This is a genomic window from Arsenicitalea aurantiaca (genome assembly GCF_003994485.1).
In the GTDB taxonomy this organism is placed as follows: domain Bacteria; phylum Pseudomonadota; class Alphaproteobacteria; order Rhizobiales; family Devosiaceae; genus Arsenicitalea; species Arsenicitalea aurantiaca.
This window is the reverse complement of record NZ_RZNJ01000002.1, coordinates 250,464-269,032: the sequence shown is the minus strand read 5'-3', so window position 1 is coordinate 269,032 and position 18,569 is coordinate 250,464. Positions and strand designations below refer to the sequence as shown.

22 protein-coding genes and 2 tRNA genes are annotated in these 18,569 nt (G+C 63.1%); 9 read left to right on the top strand and 15 right to left on the bottom strand.

The features are described from left to right. Window positions 1-197: 197 nt before the first annotated feature. On the top strand, window positions 198-416 hold the full coding sequence (locus EMQ25_RS05650) for a hypothetical protein (RefSeq protein WP_127187589.1): 219 nt from the start codon (window positions 198-200) through the stop codon (window positions 414-416). Between the two features lie 90 nt (window positions 417-506). Here EMQ25_RS05650 and EMQ25_RS05645 read toward each other — a convergent pair whose 3' ends face one another. The 11 genes from EMQ25_RS05645 to EMQ25_RS05595 all read right to left on the bottom strand — a co-directional run bounded on the left by EMQ25_RS05645 (window position 507) and on the right by EMQ25_RS05595 (window position 8,272). Further along, window positions 507-1,508 carry a hypothetical protein gene (locus EMQ25_RS05645; RefSeq protein WP_127187588.1) on the bottom strand — a complete coding sequence of 334 codons (1,002 nt, stop codon included), beginning with the start codon at window positions 1,506-1,508 and terminating at the stop codon, window positions 507-509. After that, window positions 1,505-2,059: a hypothetical protein gene (locus EMQ25_RS05640; RefSeq protein ID WP_127187587.1), complete on the bottom strand. Its 555-nt coding sequence runs from the start codon at window positions 2,057-2,059 to the stop codon at window positions 1,505-1,507. The genes EMQ25_RS05645 and EMQ25_RS05640 overlap by 4 nt, the downstream gene beginning before the upstream one ends. Window positions 2,060-2,216: 157 nt before the next feature. Then, window positions 2,217-3,203 carry a bifunctional DNA primase/polymerase gene (locus tag EMQ25_RS05635; RefSeq protein WP_127187586.1) on the bottom strand — a complete coding sequence of 329 codons (987 nt, stop codon included), beginning with the start codon at window positions 3,201-3,203 and terminating at the stop codon, window positions 2,217-2,219. 33 nt (window positions 3,204-3,236) lie between these two features. Continuing rightward, on the bottom strand, window positions 3,237-4,148 hold the full coding sequence (locus tag EMQ25_RS05630; protein ID WP_127187585.1) for a primase/helicase family protein: 912 nt from the start codon (window positions 4,146-4,148) through the stop codon (window positions 3,237-3,239). Next, window positions 4,145-5,728 carry a DEAD/DEAH box helicase gene (locus tag EMQ25_RS05625; protein ID WP_204569899.1) on the bottom strand — a complete coding sequence of 528 codons (1,584 nt, stop codon included), beginning with the start codon at window positions 5,726-5,728 and terminating at the stop codon, window positions 4,145-4,147. Before EMQ25_RS05625 ends, EMQ25_RS05630 begins: the two co-directional genes overlap by 4 nt. Further along, the gene (locus EMQ25_RS05620) at window positions 5,725-6,081 is read right to left on the bottom strand and encodes a hypothetical protein (protein WP_127187584.1); all 357 of its coding nucleotides are present in this window, start codon (window positions 6,079-6,081) and stop codon (window positions 5,725-5,727) included. The genes EMQ25_RS05625 and EMQ25_RS05620 overlap by 4 nt, the downstream gene beginning before the upstream one ends. Next, window positions 6,074-7,078 carry a ParB/RepB/Spo0J family partition protein gene (locus EMQ25_RS05615; protein ID WP_127187583.1) on the bottom strand — a complete coding sequence of 335 codons (1,005 nt, stop codon included), beginning with the start codon at window positions 7,076-7,078 and terminating at the stop codon, window positions 6,074-6,076. Before EMQ25_RS05615 ends, EMQ25_RS05620 begins: the two co-directional genes overlap by 8 nt. 112 nt (window positions 7,079-7,190) lie before the next feature. Continuing rightward, window positions 7,191-7,370, bottom strand: a complete 180-nt coding sequence (locus EMQ25_RS05610; RefSeq protein ID WP_127187582.1) for a MerR family transcriptional regulator — start codon at window positions 7,368-7,370, stop codon at window positions 7,191-7,193. After that, a complete protein-coding gene (locus EMQ25_RS05605) occupies window positions 7,367-7,630 on the bottom strand; it encodes a hypothetical protein (protein ID WP_127187581.1) in 264 nt (87 codons plus the stop codon). Before EMQ25_RS05605 ends, EMQ25_RS05610 begins: the two co-directional genes overlap by 4 nt. Then, window positions 7,627-8,061, bottom strand: a complete 435-nt coding sequence (locus tag EMQ25_RS05600; RefSeq protein ID WP_127187580.1) for a hypothetical protein — start codon at window positions 8,059-8,061, stop codon at window positions 7,627-7,629. Before EMQ25_RS05600 ends, EMQ25_RS05605 begins: the two co-directional genes overlap by 4 nt. Beyond that, a complete protein-coding gene (locus EMQ25_RS05595; protein WP_127187579.1) occupies window positions 8,042-8,272 on the bottom strand; it encodes an Arc family DNA-binding protein in 231 nt (76 codons plus the stop codon). Before EMQ25_RS05595 ends, EMQ25_RS05600 begins: the two co-directional genes overlap by 20 nt. Before the next feature lie 113 nt (window positions 8,273-8,385). Here EMQ25_RS05595 and EMQ25_RS05590 point away from each other — a divergent pair, with 113 nt between their 5' ends. The 7 genes from EMQ25_RS05590 to EMQ25_RS05565 all read left to right on the top strand — a co-directional run bounded on the left by EMQ25_RS05590 (window position 8,386) and on the right by EMQ25_RS05565 (window position 13,145). Next, entirely contained in the window at window positions 8,386-9,240 is an 855-nt protein-coding gene (locus EMQ25_RS05590; RefSeq protein WP_158625970.1) for an Arc family DNA-binding protein, read from the top strand. Between the two features lie 124 nt (window positions 9,241-9,364). Further along, window positions 9,365-9,691, top strand: a complete 327-nt coding sequence (locus EMQ25_RS18540) for a helix-turn-helix domain-containing protein (RefSeq protein ID WP_127187577.1) — start codon at window positions 9,365-9,367, stop codon at window positions 9,689-9,691. Beyond that, window positions 9,688-10,884: a tyrosine-type recombinase/integrase gene (locus EMQ25_RS05580; RefSeq protein WP_127187576.1), complete on the top strand. Its 1,197-nt coding sequence runs from the start codon at window positions 9,688-9,690 to the stop codon at window positions 10,882-10,884. The genes EMQ25_RS18540 and EMQ25_RS05580 overlap by 4 nt, the downstream gene beginning before the upstream one ends. A 39-nt stretch (window positions 10,885-10,923) precedes the next feature. After that, window positions 10,924-10,988, top strand: a tRNA-Cys gene (locus tag EMQ25_RS18000). Window positions 10,989-11,156: 168 nt separating this feature from the next. Beyond that, window positions 11,157-12,353: a benzoate/H(+) symporter BenE family transporter gene (locus EMQ25_RS05575; protein WP_127187575.1), complete on the top strand. Its 1,197-nt coding sequence runs from the start codon at window positions 11,157-11,159 to the stop codon at window positions 12,351-12,353. After that, window positions 12,350-12,976: a molybdenum cofactor guanylyltransferase gene (gene mobA, locus EMQ25_RS05570; RefSeq protein WP_127187574.1), complete on the top strand. Its 627-nt coding sequence runs from the start codon at window positions 12,350-12,352 to the stop codon at window positions 12,974-12,976. The genes EMQ25_RS05575 and mobA overlap by 4 nt, the downstream gene beginning before the upstream one ends. A gap of 93 nt (window positions 12,977-13,069) precedes the next feature. Continuing rightward, window positions 13,070-13,145: transfer RNA gene (locus EMQ25_RS05565), tRNA-Asn, on the top strand. Between the two features lie 28 nt (window positions 13,146-13,173). Here the strand turns inward: EMQ25_RS05565 and EMQ25_RS05560 are convergent. After that, window positions 13,174-13,644: a CYTH domain-containing protein gene (locus EMQ25_RS05560; protein WP_127187573.1), complete on the bottom strand. Its 471-nt coding sequence runs from the start codon at window positions 13,642-13,644 to the stop codon at window positions 13,174-13,176. Continuing rightward, complete coding sequence (locus tag EMQ25_RS05555; protein WP_280177631.1) at window positions 13,634-14,530, bottom strand: CHAD domain-containing protein; 897 nt, start codon at window positions 14,528-14,530, stop codon at window positions 13,634-13,636. Before EMQ25_RS05555 ends, EMQ25_RS05560 begins: the two co-directional genes overlap by 11 nt. A 168-nt stretch (window positions 14,531-14,698) precedes the next feature. Between EMQ25_RS05555 and EMQ25_RS05550 the strand changes: the two genes are divergently transcribed. Next, entirely contained in the window at window positions 14,699-15,589 is an 891-nt protein-coding gene (locus EMQ25_RS05550; protein WP_127187571.1) for an SDR family oxidoreductase, read from the top strand. Window positions 15,590-15,591: 2 nt separating this feature from the next. Here EMQ25_RS05550 and cysN read toward each other — a convergent pair whose 3' ends face one another. Beyond that, window positions 15,592-17,469, bottom strand: coding sequence for a sulfate adenylyltransferase subunit CysN (cysN, locus tag EMQ25_RS05545; protein WP_127187570.1), 1,878 nt, complete (start codon window positions 17,467-17,469; stop codon window positions 15,592-15,594). Beyond that, on the bottom strand, window positions 17,469-18,383 hold the full coding sequence (gene cysD, locus EMQ25_RS05540) for a sulfate adenylyltransferase subunit CysD (protein ID WP_127187569.1): 915 nt from the start codon (window positions 18,381-18,383) through the stop codon (window positions 17,469-17,471). Before cysD ends, cysN begins: the two co-directional genes overlap by 1 nt. Window positions 18,384-18,569: the final 186 nt, after the last annotated feature.

The following is an 18,569-nucleotide window of genomic DNA, read 5'->3' as shown; positions in this document are numbered from 1 at the left end:
AGCTAGGTTCCATGGTAAGGATTGAGGCGTCCCGAGAGCCCGCACAGCGCGTCCGCCGATCTGGGCTTAAAGCCTCGCGCATACGCCTCAAACTGGTTGCGGCTGCCGGAATCGTACGGACGACCTTCTGGTTTTCAGCCACGCGCTACTGCTGCTCCGCTAGACGTGGTACATGTTCGGGGCAACAAGGAGCGAAGATGAAATTCTACAAAGTGGTCAAATGCGACGCCGAAGGAACCCAGACCGCACCATCGATCACGATCTCGGGCCCGTCGCCGGAAGCCGCGGCGGAACTTGCTCTGGGAGAGCCGCTCGCCAGAAGGGGACGGACGGATAATCTGGTCGCGAAGGTCTACTACCAGGGTAGCAGTGGCGCCAACACCATGCAGCGCCTGTATCGAAAGCCGAGCGAGTAGCACAGAATAAGAAAAGGCCCGCCGAAGCGAGCCTTGGTCTTGGCGCGAAACGCCAACATGCTCCTTTCGTGGCAGCATTTGCCTGATTTGTCAACTGCCTGCCCGGTTAGGTGCAGCATCTCCCCGCACAATGCTCGCGCGAGCCCCGTCCGACCAGTTCTCGGGCCGGGCGCGCCCCTTCCGGCTTCCCACATAGCCGAAATGCTCAGCCAGCTCGTCGGCCGCGGCAAGGGCGATCGCCGTCACCTTTTCCCGCGCTGCCCCGGTGTCCCCGAAACCGAGCACCCGACCCACCTTGGAGATCGTCAACCCGTGCACGATGACGTGCTCGGCCACAGCAGCGCGATCGGTTCCCGTGCCCAGTCTCGCAATCGCGTCAGCATACTCCTGGCGAGCGTCTGCTCCGATTTCGGCCACCAGGTTCTGCCCCGATCCACTGGTATCGACCTTCACGGCCTCGTAGTCGATCGCCCGCGCGGCCCCGAGCTGCGCCCGCTCCGCAACTCTGCGAAAGTGAGCTGCACCCTGGGTCTGGGTCTCTGTCCGGTTTCTCACGCGTGACAGGCCGCCAATCAGGGTGGACATGCTGACATCGGCCTTCACCTGACCCGCCCGCCGTCGGCGAGGAAACCTGTCGATTTGGTGGAGCAGTTCCGCGCGCGTCATCATAGGGTCGGGCACATAGCGCTGCTCCAAATCCGGCTTGGGCCGAACCGGCCGTTCAATGACACTTCGGCCTGCACGGTGACAGCGAAGCCCGAGTCTGGTGCAGCGGGACACGGCATCCAACACTTGCTCTTCGGTGAAAGCACACGCCCTCCCCGGCTGGACGAAGACCCGCTCCAGAACGCGCCGCAGCTTGCGCGCAAACTCCACGTTGGGCGTTTCAATAACTGCCAGAACTTCAACGTGGACCCTGGCCGCGATCTCGTGCCCAGACCGCAATGCCGCGTTTTTTGCCCTCGCATAGTCGAGCTGCCGACGGAACTGGACGTCCATCCTGCTGCGCGCGAGATCGGCGCGGCGGGTTATGCTGATAAGAGCTTCGCCCCTGGCGCCTGCCTTAAAGACCAGACCCGAAAGTGACTTCATACGCGGCCCGCCCGATGTTGAAGAGGATGCTCGTCGAGGATGCGCGTCATGATCTCCCCCTTGGCGTTTTCCATGGGCGTGACCGTGACGAAGGTCTCGGGCGGGATCCGCCGCTTGAGCCGTGAGTTGAAGCGCCGGACGCTGATCCAAGCCTCGGCCACCTTATCCACCAGTGCGTCGAGCGGCAGGTTCGAGGCGATGTCGGCGCCCGGCGTAAACGCCCATGCCTGCTCAACGCACCCGGCCGACAAGGCCGAGCGCGCCCGGTCCATGATCTGGGCAGCGGTGAGGTCGGTCTGCACGACGTAGGCGATCTGGCGCTTCGAGTGCATCGCCGCCTTGAGCGGGTAACCCCAGAGCGATTTTCCGATGGCCAGCGACTCCCGCGGGCAGTGCTCGAGGTCGTATTTGAATGCGACCATCAGAACGATCACCGTCCTCGGCTTCTTGCTCTGCGGTGCCGTTGACTTCATCCCGATCGACGAGGGCTGACCGAAGCCGGCTCGGTTTGCCATGTCGTCATCCGGGTTCATGCGTTGAGGCGTGCCCATGTTCAGCGTTTCCTTTCTGGAGCTGAGGTGGATGCATACGGGTTTGTCGGCGCGGCCATGGCAGGCGACGCTGCTGGCGGCCGGCGAAAATCGGCCCGCCGAGAAGGAAGGATTGAAGGAGGAGATAGAAGGGGAAGGTGTTTGTTTCTTATTGGGATCATTTTTTGACCCCTTTGGTGAGCGCGTAAATGGGCGGGTCTTTCGGGCCTCGACCGCCGCTATGGACGCACACCAGCATCCCCTTCTCGACGAGAACGTCCCGCGCTGCCTTGAATGTGTTAGGAGCCCAGTTCAGTTTTGCGGCGTATGCTTTCGCTAGGACGAACTCTCTACCCCAGTGGTGGCGCATCAGCAGGCTGAGCAAGGCGAACGCTCGCGGGTCCTCAGCCGCCAGTTCGTCTATGGTGTCGTGCTCGATCACGACGCGGGCGCCTCGTCCTTTCCAGTTCTGGCCGGTGACCTCGTACTCCCAAGCGGACGCAACAACCTTCAGCACCTCAGCTTCCGGCATGGGCTCGAGGAAATGAGATTCGTTGTAGGCCATCGCCTTCTCCATCAACGCTTCGATGCCGGGGCTGAAGCGAGCGAACTCCAGACAGCGGTTGAACAGAGCTGGGTTCCGACCGTCGCCTTCGCGAAGGGCAGGCTTGGGATCAGCGGCAGCATTCGCACTCTGCATGGTCGGCAGCCGGTCGAGGTCGTCGAGCCCGCCCTGGATGATGCGATAGGGCGTTCCCCTGCTGCCCAGCGAGGGCGGAGCCACGACGTACCCGTCACCGAGGATATCGATCGGCTTGCGAGGGTTCGGACGAACCTTCCGCCCTTCCCCGTTGTGCCGATACCAGGCCTGGAAGTTTCCTGAGCCGGTTCGGACGACGAAGGGTGTGGACCCGTGCTCCACCAGGGCGTCGGCCAGCACCCTCTCGTCGGGCGTGTCGATGTCCAGGACGGTGATCTTGTTCCGCTTGCAGGCGAGCCCGATGTTGCTCGCGTCGCCGAACCTGAGCGCGAGCTGGCTGCTAGTCTTCGGGCCGACCTTGAGGTAGCCGCGGACCGCCGGCATCTTGTTGTCGCCGACAGGAAAGGTCGCGATGTCATGGGCCGCGTACTCGGCCTGCCAATGCTCAAAGAGACCAGAGCGCATAGATCGCTCCTCTGGTCAGTGGGCGCGTTCCCTTCATCGCGGCGCACCCCTCATCATGTCGGTAACGAGCCGCTGCACCGCAAAAATGCCCTTGCCCATGTGCAGGTCATTGAGGTCGTCGCCGATCTCGGGCGGCATGAGGAACGGCCTCCGGGCGAGAAGCGCGTAGTGCTCTCCGGCGCCTTTCCCGCCGAACTGCTCGAGTGGTTTGTCGTGGTCGGATGCGATGAAGCAGCGGCCTTCAACGGATTGGCAGACGACGGGCACATTGGACGCGGAGAAGCAGCAGAGGATCGTATCGGAGCGCCCGAGGCCGCGTAGAGCCAGCCGAAGGGACAGGCCGGTCGCGAGGCCCTCGCAGAGCCATGTGTCGACCCCTCGGGCGATACGGTGGCTTGCGCCGCCAATCTCTCCCCCGGCGAGGAACTTCTTGTCTCCGTTCTCCCAGATCAGTTGCACGCTCGTCAGGACGGCGCCGCGGCGGGCCGGCATGATGATGGCCGACTTCGCGCTCTCCGGGACTAGATAGGCGCCCCCGATCCGGCGGATTCTCTCTGCGTCCAGCACCAGCGCGCGTTCGTCCGGAAAGCCCTTCGCGCGCAAATATGGGTGAGCCCCAGGTTTGGCCGATCGCACAAGTTCAGCCGCGATGCGGGCTGCCTTCGCGGCCTTGGCGGCCTGCTCCTCGCGCTGTCTCGTTATCTGGTGCGAAATGTCCTTCCGCTCGCTCCGGCTCAAGCCATTCCGCAGGCCGACCGTTGCCGTCTCGCCAGTCTGCCAGTTAAAGGCGGTCACGTGCGCATCGTTGATTATGACGCGGCCGTCGCCCTTGCCCTTCTTCCCGGCCAGCGTGTCAGTCTGCATCCACTTGCCGTAGGCGCGCCCTTTGGGTGGCAGGATGCCCACCGTGGCGCAGGCCTCGCTGATTGCCTCCTCGATCATCATGCCGCTGCCCGCCGCTTAGGCTGCTTGCGGAACCGGGCGACCTCGCGCTCGACCAGCCCCCATTCGTCACTTTTGACAGCGGTGGGATCGTATCTGGCGTCATAGAGGCCGTACGGTAGACGAGATCCCGGGTAGATCCCGGCCCAGATGCCATAGGCCCATTTTCGAGCTGCGTCGGGCCCGCGGCGAGTGTTCGAGAAGCAGTAGGCTAGCGCGGCGTTCCAGACCGCCATCGGATTTTCGAGACATGCCGCGCGCAGGCCCTTCCGAGGCTGAAAGGCCTTCTTCGTGCTGATCTCGAGGTCGATCAACTCGCCTTCTACCGTCTGGATCTCGCCGCGCTTCGGGCGCTCCCACCCGCAGGAGGCGCAGGTGCTGGCGCCGGGCTCCATCTGCATTCCACAATCGCCGCAGAAGCGCTCAGCCTTGATCTGCTCCGACGGCTCCCTGACCTCCGCGTCCTTTTTCTGCGCCTCCGACAGGCTGGCCACGCCGTACTCGTAAAGCCACGCCGTATCATCGGCGAACGCGATGCTGTTGCCGGAGTGGTCAAGCCAAAGGCCGAACTGCTTGCCGGGCGCGATACGCATCACCCGGCCAAGCTCCTGGATGTGCGAGGAGAAGGACTTGCGGTATGGTCGGCAGGAGATCCCGCACATGACGTCGGGCACGTCGAAACCCTTGGTCAGCACCGCGCACGAGACCAACCCATCAATGGCGCTGTCGGGCTTCCGGAACTCGTCGATCTTCGCCTTGCGGTCCTCGTCGGACTTGTCGAGATAGGAGATCTGCTGGAAGTTGAACCCAGCCTCGGCAAACTGACGACACAACTCCTCTCCGTGCCTGACAGAAGGCGAGAAGACGATCGTCTTTACGGGGCCGCCGAAGTGGGCAGTGGTCTGCGCCACCCAGGTCTGCACGACGTCACCAATGATGGTGATGCCGCGCTGGCCGGCCTCCTCGTCCTCATACTCGCCGGTGAACGACTTCTTCGCGCCCTTCATGTCCGGCGTGACGCAAGCCTTGATCCTGAGCGGCGTCAGAAAGCCCATCGCAAGAAGCGTGTTCACCGTCGCGCCGTTGACGACAAAATCCCAGTTCTCGGCCATGCCCGCCGTGAACGGGGTCGCGGTAAGTCCAATGACCTTGGCGTTCTCGGCGCGCGCGATGAGATCGAGCACTGCCTTGTACTGGCAATGGGCTTCATCGACGATGATCAGGTCCGGCAGGGACGAGAAGTGACGACGCGCGATTGTCTGCGCGCTGGCGACCTGCACCTGTTTTTCTGGCGCAGTGCCGGCATGATCCGCCTGGATGATGCCGTGATCGATGCCGTAACGATGGAAGCGCTCGCTCGTCTGGTCGATCAGGCTTACCCGATCCACGATGAACCAGACGGTGGAGCCCTTCTCTACGGCTTGTTGGATGATGTGCGCCGCGACCTCGGTCTTGCCGAACGCAGTAGGAGCCACGAGGATCAGCCGGCGCATCGCCTGCCGCATCCCGTCGCGCAGCTTCTCCTCGGCGTCCAGCTGGTAGTCACGAAGCACGATCTGGCTCGGGACGACAGGAACGCTCAAGCGGCTCTCCTCCCCGGTGCCTCATCGATGATCCGGCCGCAGGTCGTGATGAACCAGGACCAGTCGAGCTCGTCGACGTCGGCAGGCTTCTGGGCGATGAGGATTTTGGCAAACTGCTGAGCCCACTGGCGAGGCGCGCCGCCGTCGAACTCGATGATGGCAGCCCGCTCATCCATCTCGTCCTGCTGTTCTTCAAGCAGAAACTGCATGATGGCCCTGCGGTGCTGTCTGACGAACCCGAGGGCTTCCTTCGGTAGCTTCGCGCTGTTCACGAGCCTGAGCCCATCACCGTGCAGAACGATGTTGCCGCCGAGATCCCGTATGCGATCGACAATGCGTGCTGGATCAGACATTGCGCATGTCCTCCTCCGTCACGGCAATGATCTCGTCCTTTGTCCAGCCGAGCTTGCGGGCTTCCTCTTTCCAGTAGTTCGACGATCGAGCCCAGGAGGCCTTGTCCTCGCTCTCCCGGTAGACGCGGGTTTCGAGAACGCGGATCTCTTCGTCCTTCGCCGCGATGACCGCCTCGTAGCCGCCTTTGTCGAAAAGCACCTTCATGCTGGCGAACTTGCCGACCTCGGCCTTCAGCTCGGCATTCTCCTGCTCGAGCGCCGTATTGGCCTCACGCAACTCCTCCAACTCGGCGAGCATCTGGTCGATGTCGGCAGAGGCCTTCGCGGCCTCGCGCCTGGCCTTCTGCTGTTCAATCATCTGGCGGGTTTCTTCAGGCAAACCAGCCGTGACCTCGGCAGCACGTTGCTCGGCCTCGGCACGTTCTTCGGCCTTCTCGGCTTCACGTCGGGCTTTTTCCGCAGCGATGCGATCGGGATTGAGAGCGCGCCGCACGGTGTCCGCACTGATGCCTGTCTCCTTGGCGACCTGAGTAGCTACGCTTGTCTTCCCGCGCCCGCCCTTCTCCAAAACCCACGCAAATTGCGTGGGTTTACTTTTACGTGCGGCCAAAAGGGATGCATATCGCCGGATATGCTCGTCGCGCTGCTCTTTGGTCAGCCCGGACCGGTGCAGGTTCTCCGCAATCTCCCAAAGCTGGGCGTCGATCTCGTCGCCATCGTAGTAGACGATGCATTCGATCTTTTCCCAGCCGAGCCGACGAGCGGCTTCAAGCCGGTGAGCGCCGGTAAGAAGGACGATCTCCTGACCGTCATCTCGCACCGCGACCGAGATCGGCGTGCGGAGGCCGATGCTTTCCATCGAGGTAGTGAGCGTGGCCACGCCGCTTTCGCTGAGAGCCCGCTGCCGCTGCCCGACAGTGATGTTCTCGACATAGATCATCTCGACCTTCCGGCCGCGATCAGGGATGGCGAAGTTGATGGGGGCGACTCCTGTCATGCGCGCCACCCCGCGGCTAGTTCCTCAAGGTGCGTGAGCAGGTTGTCGAGCCGATCGCGATGGTAGCGGATGCGCCAAAGCAGATAGTGCCAGTAGAGGATGCGGAGAGCCCTCATGCTGCGGTCTCCTCGAAGTAGGCGATGAGTGCCCGCTTGCTGGCGACCCAGCGCCCTGAGACTTTGCGGGCGGGGATCTCGTTTTTTTCGAGCATGTGGAAAACCGAGCGCTTGGTGCGGCCGAGGAACGCAGCGATAGCTTCGGCGCCCCAGAGCAGATCGAGGGTGTCGGTCATTTGCCACTCTCCTGCGCATAGTCGCACTCGACGTCAGACAGCACGTCCAACTCGGTGGCATGGACCTTGCGGATTGCTTCGATCGCACGATCCAAGGTCGCCGCCAGTTCCACGATCTCGGAGGTGACTGCATCGCCAATGCGGAGCGAGTTGGACAACTCGGCAGCGCCGATGACAGCCAGGTGGAGCTGGGCATGGACGGAGTAGGCTGCAGTGGTGGCCGCGCTGATACGCGGGCCTATCTCTTGGGCGCGTCTCATAGGTGATGCCCCCCACCCCAAGGCACTCCGGGCCCATCATGGTCAGGCTCGAGATCCTGGTCGTAGTCGTCGTGCGGCTCGCTTAGAATATCGTGCTCGACATCAATCTCGAGCCCAGTAGGGGCGCAGCCGAAAGCGCCCTCGATCTCAGTCCAGCCGAGGCTCGGCTCGGTATCAACACCGCCATCGCACTCGTCGTTGTCCGTGCTGCCTTCGCGGTCGTCGGTGGCGTCGTCGAAGCCAGCGAGGTAAGGCTCTAGGTCGGGATCGCCGTCGATCTCGTCGAGCATGGTGAGCGCGGTCTCGACGATGCGCTCGAGCCGGACGCGGGTGGCGAGATGGCGCTCGGCATAAGCCAGCCCCTTGGCTGTCAGTTCGACGCCACTGCTTGCCTCGCCCATAGGCCAGGTGCTATTCAGTACGCTGTTCATCTGCGATGTCCTTACAGGGGGGATTGCTGGAACCATGGCTCGGCGAGGTTGCACCCTCGGCCGGGCCTTCGTTTTTCTCGGCTTCAAGAGCGCGATCGAGGTAGTGGACGATCTCCGAATTCATCGATCGACGGTTCGCTCGCGCCCGCTCGCGGATGCGGTCGCGCATGCCCCCGGGGACACGCACAGTAATTGGGTCGGCATCGGCCATCTCACCTCCTTCTGACTTCAAAATGACGCCATTTATTTAATAGCTACAGATTGTCGCGATTGCGGTCAAGCGGTGATGACTGCATAATGATGCTATCCACAGGGAGCGACAAATTGGCGGACGACGGGCGGAAGCTGACGACGAACATCACGCCGTTCGGACTGCGGATGCAGCCGGAACTCAAGGCGACGGTGGAAAACGCGGCTAGGGGCAACAACCGGAGCATGAATTCGGAGATTGTTGCTCGGCTCGAGTTTTCACTTTCTGCCGAAGAAGAGATCGAGCGCCTTAGGGGAGAGCTAGCAGCCGCGAAAGCCGAGATCCGAAATTTGGAGGGCCGCCTGGAATACGCCTGGGGCGTTGAGATCGATCGGGAGAAGCTTAGAGCGGACCGTGCATCAATCGAACGAATGAAGGCGGATCTGCTCGAGTCGGCTCGCCGCAGTGCAGGCGCTCCGGGTAGTAGACCAAATGTGCTCTACGTCGCGCTGGACGCCAACGGCATGCCCCTCTCATGGCAGGAAATCATGCTGCATATGGCCGAGTTGGGACGCGCAGCCGGCTTCGAAATACAGAATATCGAAGCTCGCGTCTTCGACGCGCAGCCGGCTTCAAATGACGCTCGCGAAGAAGAGTGGTGGAGCCTCGTTGAGACATATCGAGCTCGCCGAGCGGAAGGTTTGCCGATCACCCCGCCCCAAGTAGAAGCACATGTAGATGCGCCTCTTGAGGCTGATGTGCGCGCTGTTATCCATCGCATGCAGGCAGAGAAGAGGGGGATCGTCGGCGAACCAGGCGTCGACTTGAAGACGCAGCTTGGTCGTGATTTGTCCGACGCAGTCGATGATCGGACTGAATTTGCGATGAAATTTCTGCTTGATGAGCTTAGGCGACGCGACTGGATTAGGACCGAGAAGGTAGCGGTCCCTGCCGATCTTCCCATCAACTCAATCCGCATGGCAAGCTAGTGAGCGTGCGCATGCGGACGGGGACTGACAAGGGCGGTACCAAGAAATCGGCCGGGGTGGTCGACGATCTCGACGCCAGGGGCATGCGCCGGCTCAAAAGCTTTTGGTCGCCGGGTTTGAGGTGATGCCAGGGGATATAGAGAAGCTTCTGACGCCTGCCGAGGTCGCGGACATGCTGTCTCTGAGCGAGCGGCATCTACGTTCTCTAACTGCTGAGGGGTCGATCGCAGCGATCAATATCAGTCTTCTCGGCGCCCGGCCCAGGTATCGCTACGAGCCCTCGGAAGTGGAAGACTTCAAGTCACGGAGAAAAGTCGTGTTGCAGGAGGTCTTCCCCACCTCAAGGCCCGCCTCCCGAGGTTTCTCCCTAAGAGGCGCCAGCACGGGAGCCAGCAGCTTGGAGGAAATCAGGGCTAGATTGGTCGCCAAAAGAACGGCAGGCAAAAAATGAGTGTCCGGAAACGCGCTTGGCAGACACATGCAGGCAAGGCCCGCGAGGCCTGGGTTGTCGACTATAGCGATGCCCAAGGCACCCGTCGACAGAAGTCGTTCCGGCTGAAGAAGGAAGCGGACGCTTTCGCCGCCACCGCCCACGTCGAGGTGCGCGAGGGCACCCATGTCGCCGACAGCGCGAGCGTTACGATCTCCGCCGCCGCCAAGTTGTGGATAGCCGCGCGCGAACGTGCCGGACGCGAGCGGACCACAGTCGAGCAGTACCGCCAACACGTCGAACTCCACATCAAGCCCTTCATCGGCTCCACCAAGTTGACCGCCCTCTCGGTGCCGGCGCTGCGTCAATTCGAGGAGATGCTCGCCGACGAGGGTCGGTCGCCATCCATGGTTCGCAAGGTGCTCGTGAGCCTGGGCTCGCTGCTGGCAGACGCGCAGGAGCGCGGGCTCGTTGCGAGGAACGTGGTGCGCGACATGCGCGGCCGGCGCGGCACGAGCGACAGCCGGGCGCAGAAGCGCGCCAAGGGCAAGCTGCGAGTCGGAGTAGACATACCCACGCCAACCGAGATCCGCGCCATTGTCGGGGCGCTAGAGGGCCGCTGGCGCCCGTTGCTGCTGACGGCGATCTTCACTGGCCTGCGGGCATCGGAGCTGCGGGGGCTGACCTGGGCCAACGTCGATGTCGATAAGCGCATTATCCACGTTCGCCAGAGGGCCGACAGGTTCAAGGCGATCGGCAAGCCCAAGTCAGAATCGGGCGAGCGCGAGGTGCCGATGCCGCCGATCGTGGTGAACACGCTCAAGGAGTGGAAACTGGCAGTGACGAAGAGCGAGGCTGGGCTCGTGTTTCCTAACCTGAAGGGCCAGCCGGAGGCACATCAGCCGATCGTGCGGCTGGGCTTCGGGCCTGCCCAGATTCGCGCCGGGGTAACGGTCGAGACAGGAGAGGTCGATGCCAAGGGCCGGCCGGTGCTCGCCGCAAAATATTCCGGGCTTCACTCGCTCCGTCATTTCTACGCGAGCTGGTGCATTAATCGTCGTGCCGATGGCGGGCTCGAGCTGCCCTCAAAGGTGGTGCAGGAAAGGCTCGGCCACTCGTCGATTACGATGACCATGGACACCTATGGCCACCTCTTCCCGCGGGGCGACGACGCCGAGGAACTCGCTGCCGCCGAGATGGCTCTGCTGGGCTGACTGCGACATGGGTGCAACATGATATGATTTTCAACAGCAATTACAGTGGCATAGGTCAGATTGCAAATCCGTGTATTCCGGTTCGATTCCGGACGTGGCCTCCATTGCATCGGTCTGGGCGATTTCGCATCGCCACACGCTCAAACATCCGACCAAGCCCGTCATCAGCCTCGCCCGGCTTGTCCTGCGCTAAACTCTGCGGCTAATTGGGCGGGGCGTTCGCAATCGGGCGAGCGGCCAGCGCCGGCACTAGCGGGCGTTCAGGATAGTAGATGACGACCTCCTCCCCTTCTGCCGGACGTGGCGCCGGGCTCGCCCAGCCCATAATTGCCGGGCTCCTCGCAGCTATCGTTGGTTACGCCAGCACCTTCACGCTCGCGCTCGCTTCGCTGGGTGCCGTCGGCGCGACGCCTGCCCAGGCCGGTTCGGGCCTCTTTGCGATCTGTACCGCCGTCGGCGTCCTCAACATCGTCATTGCCTGGCGCACGCGCCTGCCGATGAGCTTTGCGTGGTCGACACCGGGCATTGCCTTCCTGCTGACGGTCGGCGCTCCGCCCGAGGGCTTCGGCGCGGTTGCGGGGGCGTTCCTCGTCACGGCGCTGCTGATCGTGATCGCCGGCGTCTTCAAGCCTTTCGCGCGGGCCGTCGCCGCGATCCCGGGGCCCATTGCGAATGCCATGCTGGCCGGCATTCTCCTCACGCTTTGTCTTGCTCCCGTGAACGCCGTTGCAGAGATGCCGGTGCTGGCATTGCCGATCGTCGCGGCCTGGGCTCTGGGGCTGGTGTTCGCGCGTCGATATGCCGTGCCACTTGCCGTTCTCGTCGCGCTTATCATCATCCTCACAGTCGCAGAGCTGCCCGCGACTGGGACCCTGACCCAGCCCCTCGCGACGCCGGTCATGCCGATCTTCACGTTCGACGCCATCGTCCGAATCGCGCTGCCGCTCTTCGTCATCACCATGGCGTCGCAGAATCTGCCCGGCATCGCGGTCATGCGCGCCAATGGCTATCCGATCGATCCGGCGCCCCATTTTGTGGCGACGGGCGTGGCGAGCGGGGCCACGGCGCTTCTCGGCGGGCAGACCGTCAACCTCGCCGCCATCACCGCTGCGATCACGGCCGGGCCTGAAGCGCACCCCGATCCTGCGCGGCGATGGGTTGGGCCGGTCACCGCTGGCGCAACCTATATCGCCTTTGGCCTGACGGCCGGGCTTGCCGCTACGCTCATCGCTGCGGCGCCCCCCCTGCTCATTCAGGCCGTGGCGGGACTTGCCCTGCTCTCGAGCCTCGCTTCGGCAATGGGGAACGCCCTCGAGCGCGAACCCGACAGACTGCCTGCAATCCTGACCTTCGTCACCACAGCCTCCGGCATCACGATTCTCGGGATCGGTGCCGCCTTCTGGGGGCTGATCGCGGGCATCGGCATGCATCTGGTCCTGAAAGCGGCTGCGCGCAGGTCGGCACAATGAAGATCGTCGCCGTCATCCTCGCCGGCGGTCTGGGCTCTCGGCTTGGCGGCGTCCAGAAGGCGACGCTTCGCATTGGCGGGCAGCGACTTCTCGAACGCACGCATGCAAGCCTCGCAATCGAAGTCGACGAGGTCCTCGTCGCATCGGGGCAATTCGACCTCAGGTCCAGCTTTCCCCGGCTCGAAGCGATCTTTGTCAAGGATCGACCTGGGCTCGGCGAAGGCCCCATCGCCGGACTGGCCGCCACCGTCGAAATCCTTGCAGCGCGGCCCGTGCCTCCGGACCTAATGGTCAGCGTCGCCGTCGACACCCCCTTTCTCCCCGCCGATTTCACCGCCCGGCTGCGGGATCGGCTCGAAGACGAACACGATGCGATGACGGCAGCCTATGCAGGTCAACCCTATCCAACCAACACGCTCTGGCGGTTCAGGGCCATTGCCGACCTGCCAGGTCGATTGGCCGGTGATCAGCCTCTCAACAGCCCACGAGCACTTCTGCGGCAGATTCGTGCGAACCATCTCGACTGGTCAGAAACCGCGTCCCTCAACCCGTTTGCCAACCTCAACACGCTGGGTGACCTCGTCTCGCTGGGCACGCGGGCACGGAACGACCGCCGACATTGAATTGGCGTCATTTTTGCGTCATTTCGGTCTTGGCAAAGCAGATCAAACCCGCTACATCGACCCGGCGCTCGCAAGGGCGCCACGAACGAATGTTCCGCGATAGCTCAGTTGGTAGAGCAGACGGCTGTTAACCGTCGGGTCGTAGGTTCGAGTCCTACTCGCGGAGCCATTTCCCCACAGATCTGAATGACTTGGACCTAGCGCGGCGGGATGCCGAGCCGGGCGATATTCTCGTTCGAATAGCGGCTGTCCTCACTGACCTCCTCCCCGATCCAGTTGGGCAGCGCAATTTCTGCATCGGGATGATCGAGCTCGATCTCGGCGAGGCGGAAACCGGCGTGACTCCCCTCGAAGAGGTCAATCTCCCAGTACCGCCCGTCGGCTTCCGGCACGATGTGACGGCGCTTCTGCACGACATCATCGCCGCAGAGCGGAAGCATGGCCTGCGCATCCTCAATCGGAATCGGGTATTCGAATTCCGGGCGGGCGCCGTCTGCGCGCGCACCCTTGATGGTGAGGACCGCGTCGGTGCCATCGATGATACGGATGCGGATCGTCGCCTTGTCGTCCTTGCCCAGATAGCCTTGCACGATCGAATGACTGCGTGTCACCAACGGCCGCCAATCGTCGCCGCGCAGGAGGAACTTGCGTTCGATTTCAACGCCCATCGTCATCGCTCCCATTGACGATCTCGGCGGACAGTCGGTCTCCCGTCTGCCAGTTTGCCCAAAGGCGAGCATAGCGGGCGGCAAGAGGCCGAGGCTTCTCGGATGCGAGGGCTCGCCCGATGACGAAAGCCTCCGCGGCCAGTGCCTCGCTGCGCTGGGAAATTGCGCGCTTCAGCAACTGGCGCGATGCGTCCTCGTTCCCCATTCTGACATTCGCGCCGAGCTCATCGGCAAGGACCGCCAGGTCGTGGTGAAGGCCGAGGCGCAGGCCCAGCCGATCCGCAAGATCGCGAAGCGGATCGATCAACGGCGGCGCCAGCTCGCGCAGCAGCGCCAGGTGGTGGCCATGATACTTCACTTCCTTGCGCCATTCGTGAAGATGCTCGCCGTCCTGCTCCTCCTGCGCGGTATCCATCGCCCGGCGCATGCGCCGCACTGTCCGCATGAGACCGCCCTCGAGGAGCGCATAGCCCTTGGCATCGAAGCGCCAGTCATCGATGCGGGGAAGGAACGCTTCAAAATCGGCACGAAAGCGTTCCGCCCTTTCAGACTGATCTGCAGCCGACAAAGCCGTCGCGCGCCGCTCGAGTAAAATTGTGCGGGCCGGCACTGCCGCGAGCCGCAGCGTGTCGTCGGCAGCGGTCAGAACATCGAGCGTCTCGACGAGGACGTCGCTATCGCGCAAATCCGCCAGCAGGCGAGCCGCGTCGCGGACCGTTCCGTCTTCGCGCTTCGCGTCCGGGAAGGCCGGGTGGACCAGTTGGATGAGGCCTCTGAGCTTCTTGCACCGCCGGCGGACGGCGTGCACCCGTTCGCCCAGAGTGCGTTCCGGATCCTCAAGGTCCGAGAGCGCCGCCTCGACCTGCTGGCGGGCAATCCTTCGCACTCCGGCGGCAGCCGACCTGTCCTTCGGCGTAAATCTGTAAGGCAAGGCAAGCTCCCCAATCGGCGGCAGTCATTCAATCAGTCGGCAATCGCTTAATCCAGCGTCTGGCGCGGCACGTTGAACGATTGTGGCATACGATACGTTGCGGCTGCATAAGGGGATAAGCAAATGGTCCAAGATTTCGAAGGCAGGGTTGCAATCGTGACTGGGGCGACGGGGGGCGTCGGCCTTGAAACCGCCCGCGAACTTGCACGTCGCGGCTTTACGGTCGGGGTGCATGGCCGTTCGGAAGAAAAGGGCGAGGCTGCGATCCGGTCCATTGCAGACACCGCCCGCTACCCCGACCGTCTCCATTTCCTCAAGGCGGACCTTGCCGATCTTTCAGCAGTCCGCAGCCTCGCCGGGACGATCAACGATCGGTTCGCCAAGGTCGACGTGCTGATCAACAATGCGGGCCTGGTCAACGCGCGGCGAAAGGTGACGATAGATGGGTTTGAAGAGACCTTCGCGGTCAACCACCTGGCGCATTTCCTGCTGACCGGGCTCATTCTGGATCGGATCCGCTCCGCGGCTCCCGCGCGGATCATCAACCTCTCGTCCAACGCGCATCTGGCCGGCAAAATGCACTTCGATGATCTGCAGGCAGAGCGGCGCTATTCAACGTTTGGCGTCTACGGCAACACCAAGCTGGCGAACCTGCTCTTCACTTTCGAGCTGGCACGCCGGCTATCGGGCAGCGGCGTTACCGTCAATGCGGTGCATCCCGGCGCTGTCGCGACCGGCTTTGCGCAAAACAATGGCGGTCTCGCCATGCTGGCAATGCGGATCCTGCGACCGTTCTTCCTGACCCCGGAAAAGGGTGCGGCAACGTCTATCCACGTCGCGACGGCGCCGGAGCTCGAGGCTGTCACCGGCAGATATTTCTACAAATCGCGGCAGCACAAGACCTCTGCCCGGGCGCAAGATGCGGAGACCGCGCGCCTGCTCTGGGAGCGTAGCGAGGAGATGACGGGCTATCCCTTCGCAGAATCCCTCCTGCCCGCCAGCCTCCTCCCCTGAGCTCAGCGCAGCTGTGCGTACAGGGCCTCGGCCATTGCCTCGGGCGTTTCAACTGCCCCGTGCAAAGTTACATCCGGATGTTCCGGCGCCTCGAATGGAGAATCGATGCCGGTGAAGTTTCGCAGTTCGCCACGGCGGGCCTTGGCGTAAAGCCCCTTGGGATCGCGCGCTTCGCAAACCTCGAGCGGGGTATCGACATGCACCTCGGTGAACGCGATGTCGCCCGCGATTTCCCGAGCCAGCTGGCGCTCGTTGCGGAAGGGCGAGATGAACGAGACGATGACGATCAGCCCGGCATCCGCCATGAGCCGCGCAACTTCGGCGACCCGGCGGATATTCTCGATGCGGTCAGCTTCGGTGAAGCCAAGATCCCTGTTCAGCCCGTGCCTGACGTTGTCGCCGTCGAGAATGTAGGCATGGCGGCCTTCCATAGTCAGGCGCTTCTCGAGCAGATTGGCAACGGTCGATTTCCCGGATCCGGAAAGCCCGGTAAACCAGACGATGCGCGGCGTCTGCCGCTTCATGTCGGCGCGGACGTCGCGGGTCACGTCGAAGTTCTGGTAGGACAGGTTCTGTGCGCGTCGCAGCCCAAAATCGATGACGCCGGCGCCCAGCGTCGCATTGGACAACCGATCGATCAGGATGAAGGCGCCGGTATGCCCCTCCCCGCCGAAGGCATCGAATGCAATCGGGCGGTCGGTAGCAATGGTGAGCGTGCCCACCTCGTTCAGCGCCAGGCTGGTCGCCGCGGCTTTTTCGAGCGTGTTGACGTTGGTCCGATGCTTTATGCCAGTAATGGTCGCTCCGACCTGCTGGCTTCCAAGCTTCAGGAGATAGGATCGGCCGGGATAGGCGGGCTCCTCCTGCATCCAGATGATGCGGGCCTGAAACTGGTTGGAGTACTCTGGGACTTCTCCTGCATGCGCGAGCACGTCGCCACGCGCGATATCCACCTCCCGGTCGAGCAGCAGCGTCACCGCCTGACCGGTGCCAGCCGCGTCGAGATCGCCGTCCATCGTGACGATCCGGGATATCCGCGCAGGCTTTCGCGATGCTGCCACCAGAATTTCGTCGCCCACCTTGACCGAACCGGAGGCAATGGTGCCGGAAAAGCCGCGGAAATCGATGCCAGCCCGGTTCACCCACTGTACGGGGAACCGGAAAGGGGCTTTGGTTGCGTCCCGGGAGACCTCGATGTCTTCGAGATAGGGCACGAGCGCGGGCCCGCGATACCATGGTGTGCGGCCGCTGGGCCCGAGGATATTGTCTCCGCGCAGGGCCGAAACAGGTATGGCTGCCAGCGTCTCGAAGCCGAGCGGCGCCGCGAAGGCGCGATAGGCAGCCTCGATCTCGGCATAGACCGCTGCGTCGTAATCGACGAGGTCGATCTTGTTGACGACCAGAACAACGTGGCGCACCCCGATCAACGACAGGATGAAGCTGTGCCGGCGCGTCTGATCCAGCAGGCCCTTTCGCGCGTCCACGAGGACCAGCGCGAGATCGGCGTTCGAGGCGCCGGTCGCCATATTGCGGGTGTACTGTTCATGGCCCGGCGTGTCGGCGACGATGAATTTCCGACGCGCCGTGGAAAAGAAGCGGTACGCAACATCGATGGTGATGCCCTGCTCGCGTTCGGCAGCAAGCCCGTCGACGAGAAGCGAGAAATCGATGCCCTCCTCGCCGGCAGAACGGTTGCGGCTGTCGGCGCGCAGGCGCGCGAGCTGGTCATCTAGGATCAGCCTGCTGTCATAGAGCAGGCGGCCGATCAGGGTGGACTTGCCATCGTCCACGCTGCCGCAGGTGAAAAAGCGCAGCAGCGATTTCTCGGTCTGTTCGGCCAGCCAGTCATCGAGCGGGCGTTCGAGCGCGGCTTGTGCCATCAGAAATAGCCTTCCTGCTTCTTCTTTTCCATCGATCCGGCCTCGTCGCTGTCGATGAGACGCCCTTCCCGCTCCGATGTGCGGCTTGCCTGCATCTCCATGATGATGCCGGGCAGATCGGTCGCGCGGGAGCGGATCGCGCCCGTCAGCGGATAACAGCCAAGTGTCCGGAACCTCACGAACTCCTCGGCCGGCACCTCACCCTCGGCGAGCGGCAGGCGGTGGTCGTCCACCATGATCAGCGTGCCGGAGCGCTCGACGACGGGGCGGCGGGCGGCGAAATAGAGCGGCACGATCGGGATCTGCTCGGCATAGATGTAAGTCCAGATGTCGAGCTCGGTCCAATTGGAGAGCGGAAAGATCCGCATGCTTTCGCCCGGAGCGATCCGCGTGTTGAAGAGCCGCCAGAGTTCAGGACGCTGGTTTCGGGGATCCCAGGCATGGCTGGCGTTGCGGTGTGAGAAGATGCGCTCCTTGGCCCGGGACTTCTCCTCGTCGCGGCGGGCTCCACCAATAGCTGCATCATAGCGCCCGGCATTGAGCGCCTGCCGCAGCGCCTGGGTCTTCATGATGTCGGTATAGCGCGCAGACCCGTGGTCGAACGGATTGACGTTGGCTGCGCGCCCTTCCTCATTGGTGTGCGCGAGCAGGTCGAGGCCATGCGCCTCAGCCATCCGATCGCGGAAGGCGATCATCTCGGAGAACTTCCAGCCGGTGTCGATATGCAGCAGCGGGAACGGAATTCTGGATGGGTAGAAGGCCTTCCGCGCAAGGTGGAGCAGCACGCTCGAATCCTTGCCGATCGAGTACATCATGACCGGCCGCTCGAAGCTTGCGGCGACTTCGCGGAAGATCTCGATGCTCTCGGCCTCGAGCTTCTGAAGGTGGGTCAGGCGAGCCTGCTGGGCGGTCATGGCACGGTCTCTGATCGATCGGTGGGGCGTGGGATACGCCCTCTCCCAACGCTCGACAAGGCGCCGAAAGGCCCGGAAATGTTGAACTACCGGGCCCCTTTGCGCGTAGTTACCCGTTATCCGACCGAGCGTCGCGCGAGGCGCCGCCCATGCGCCAAGCCCTGCGCAGCGCAGCCCGCAAAAAGG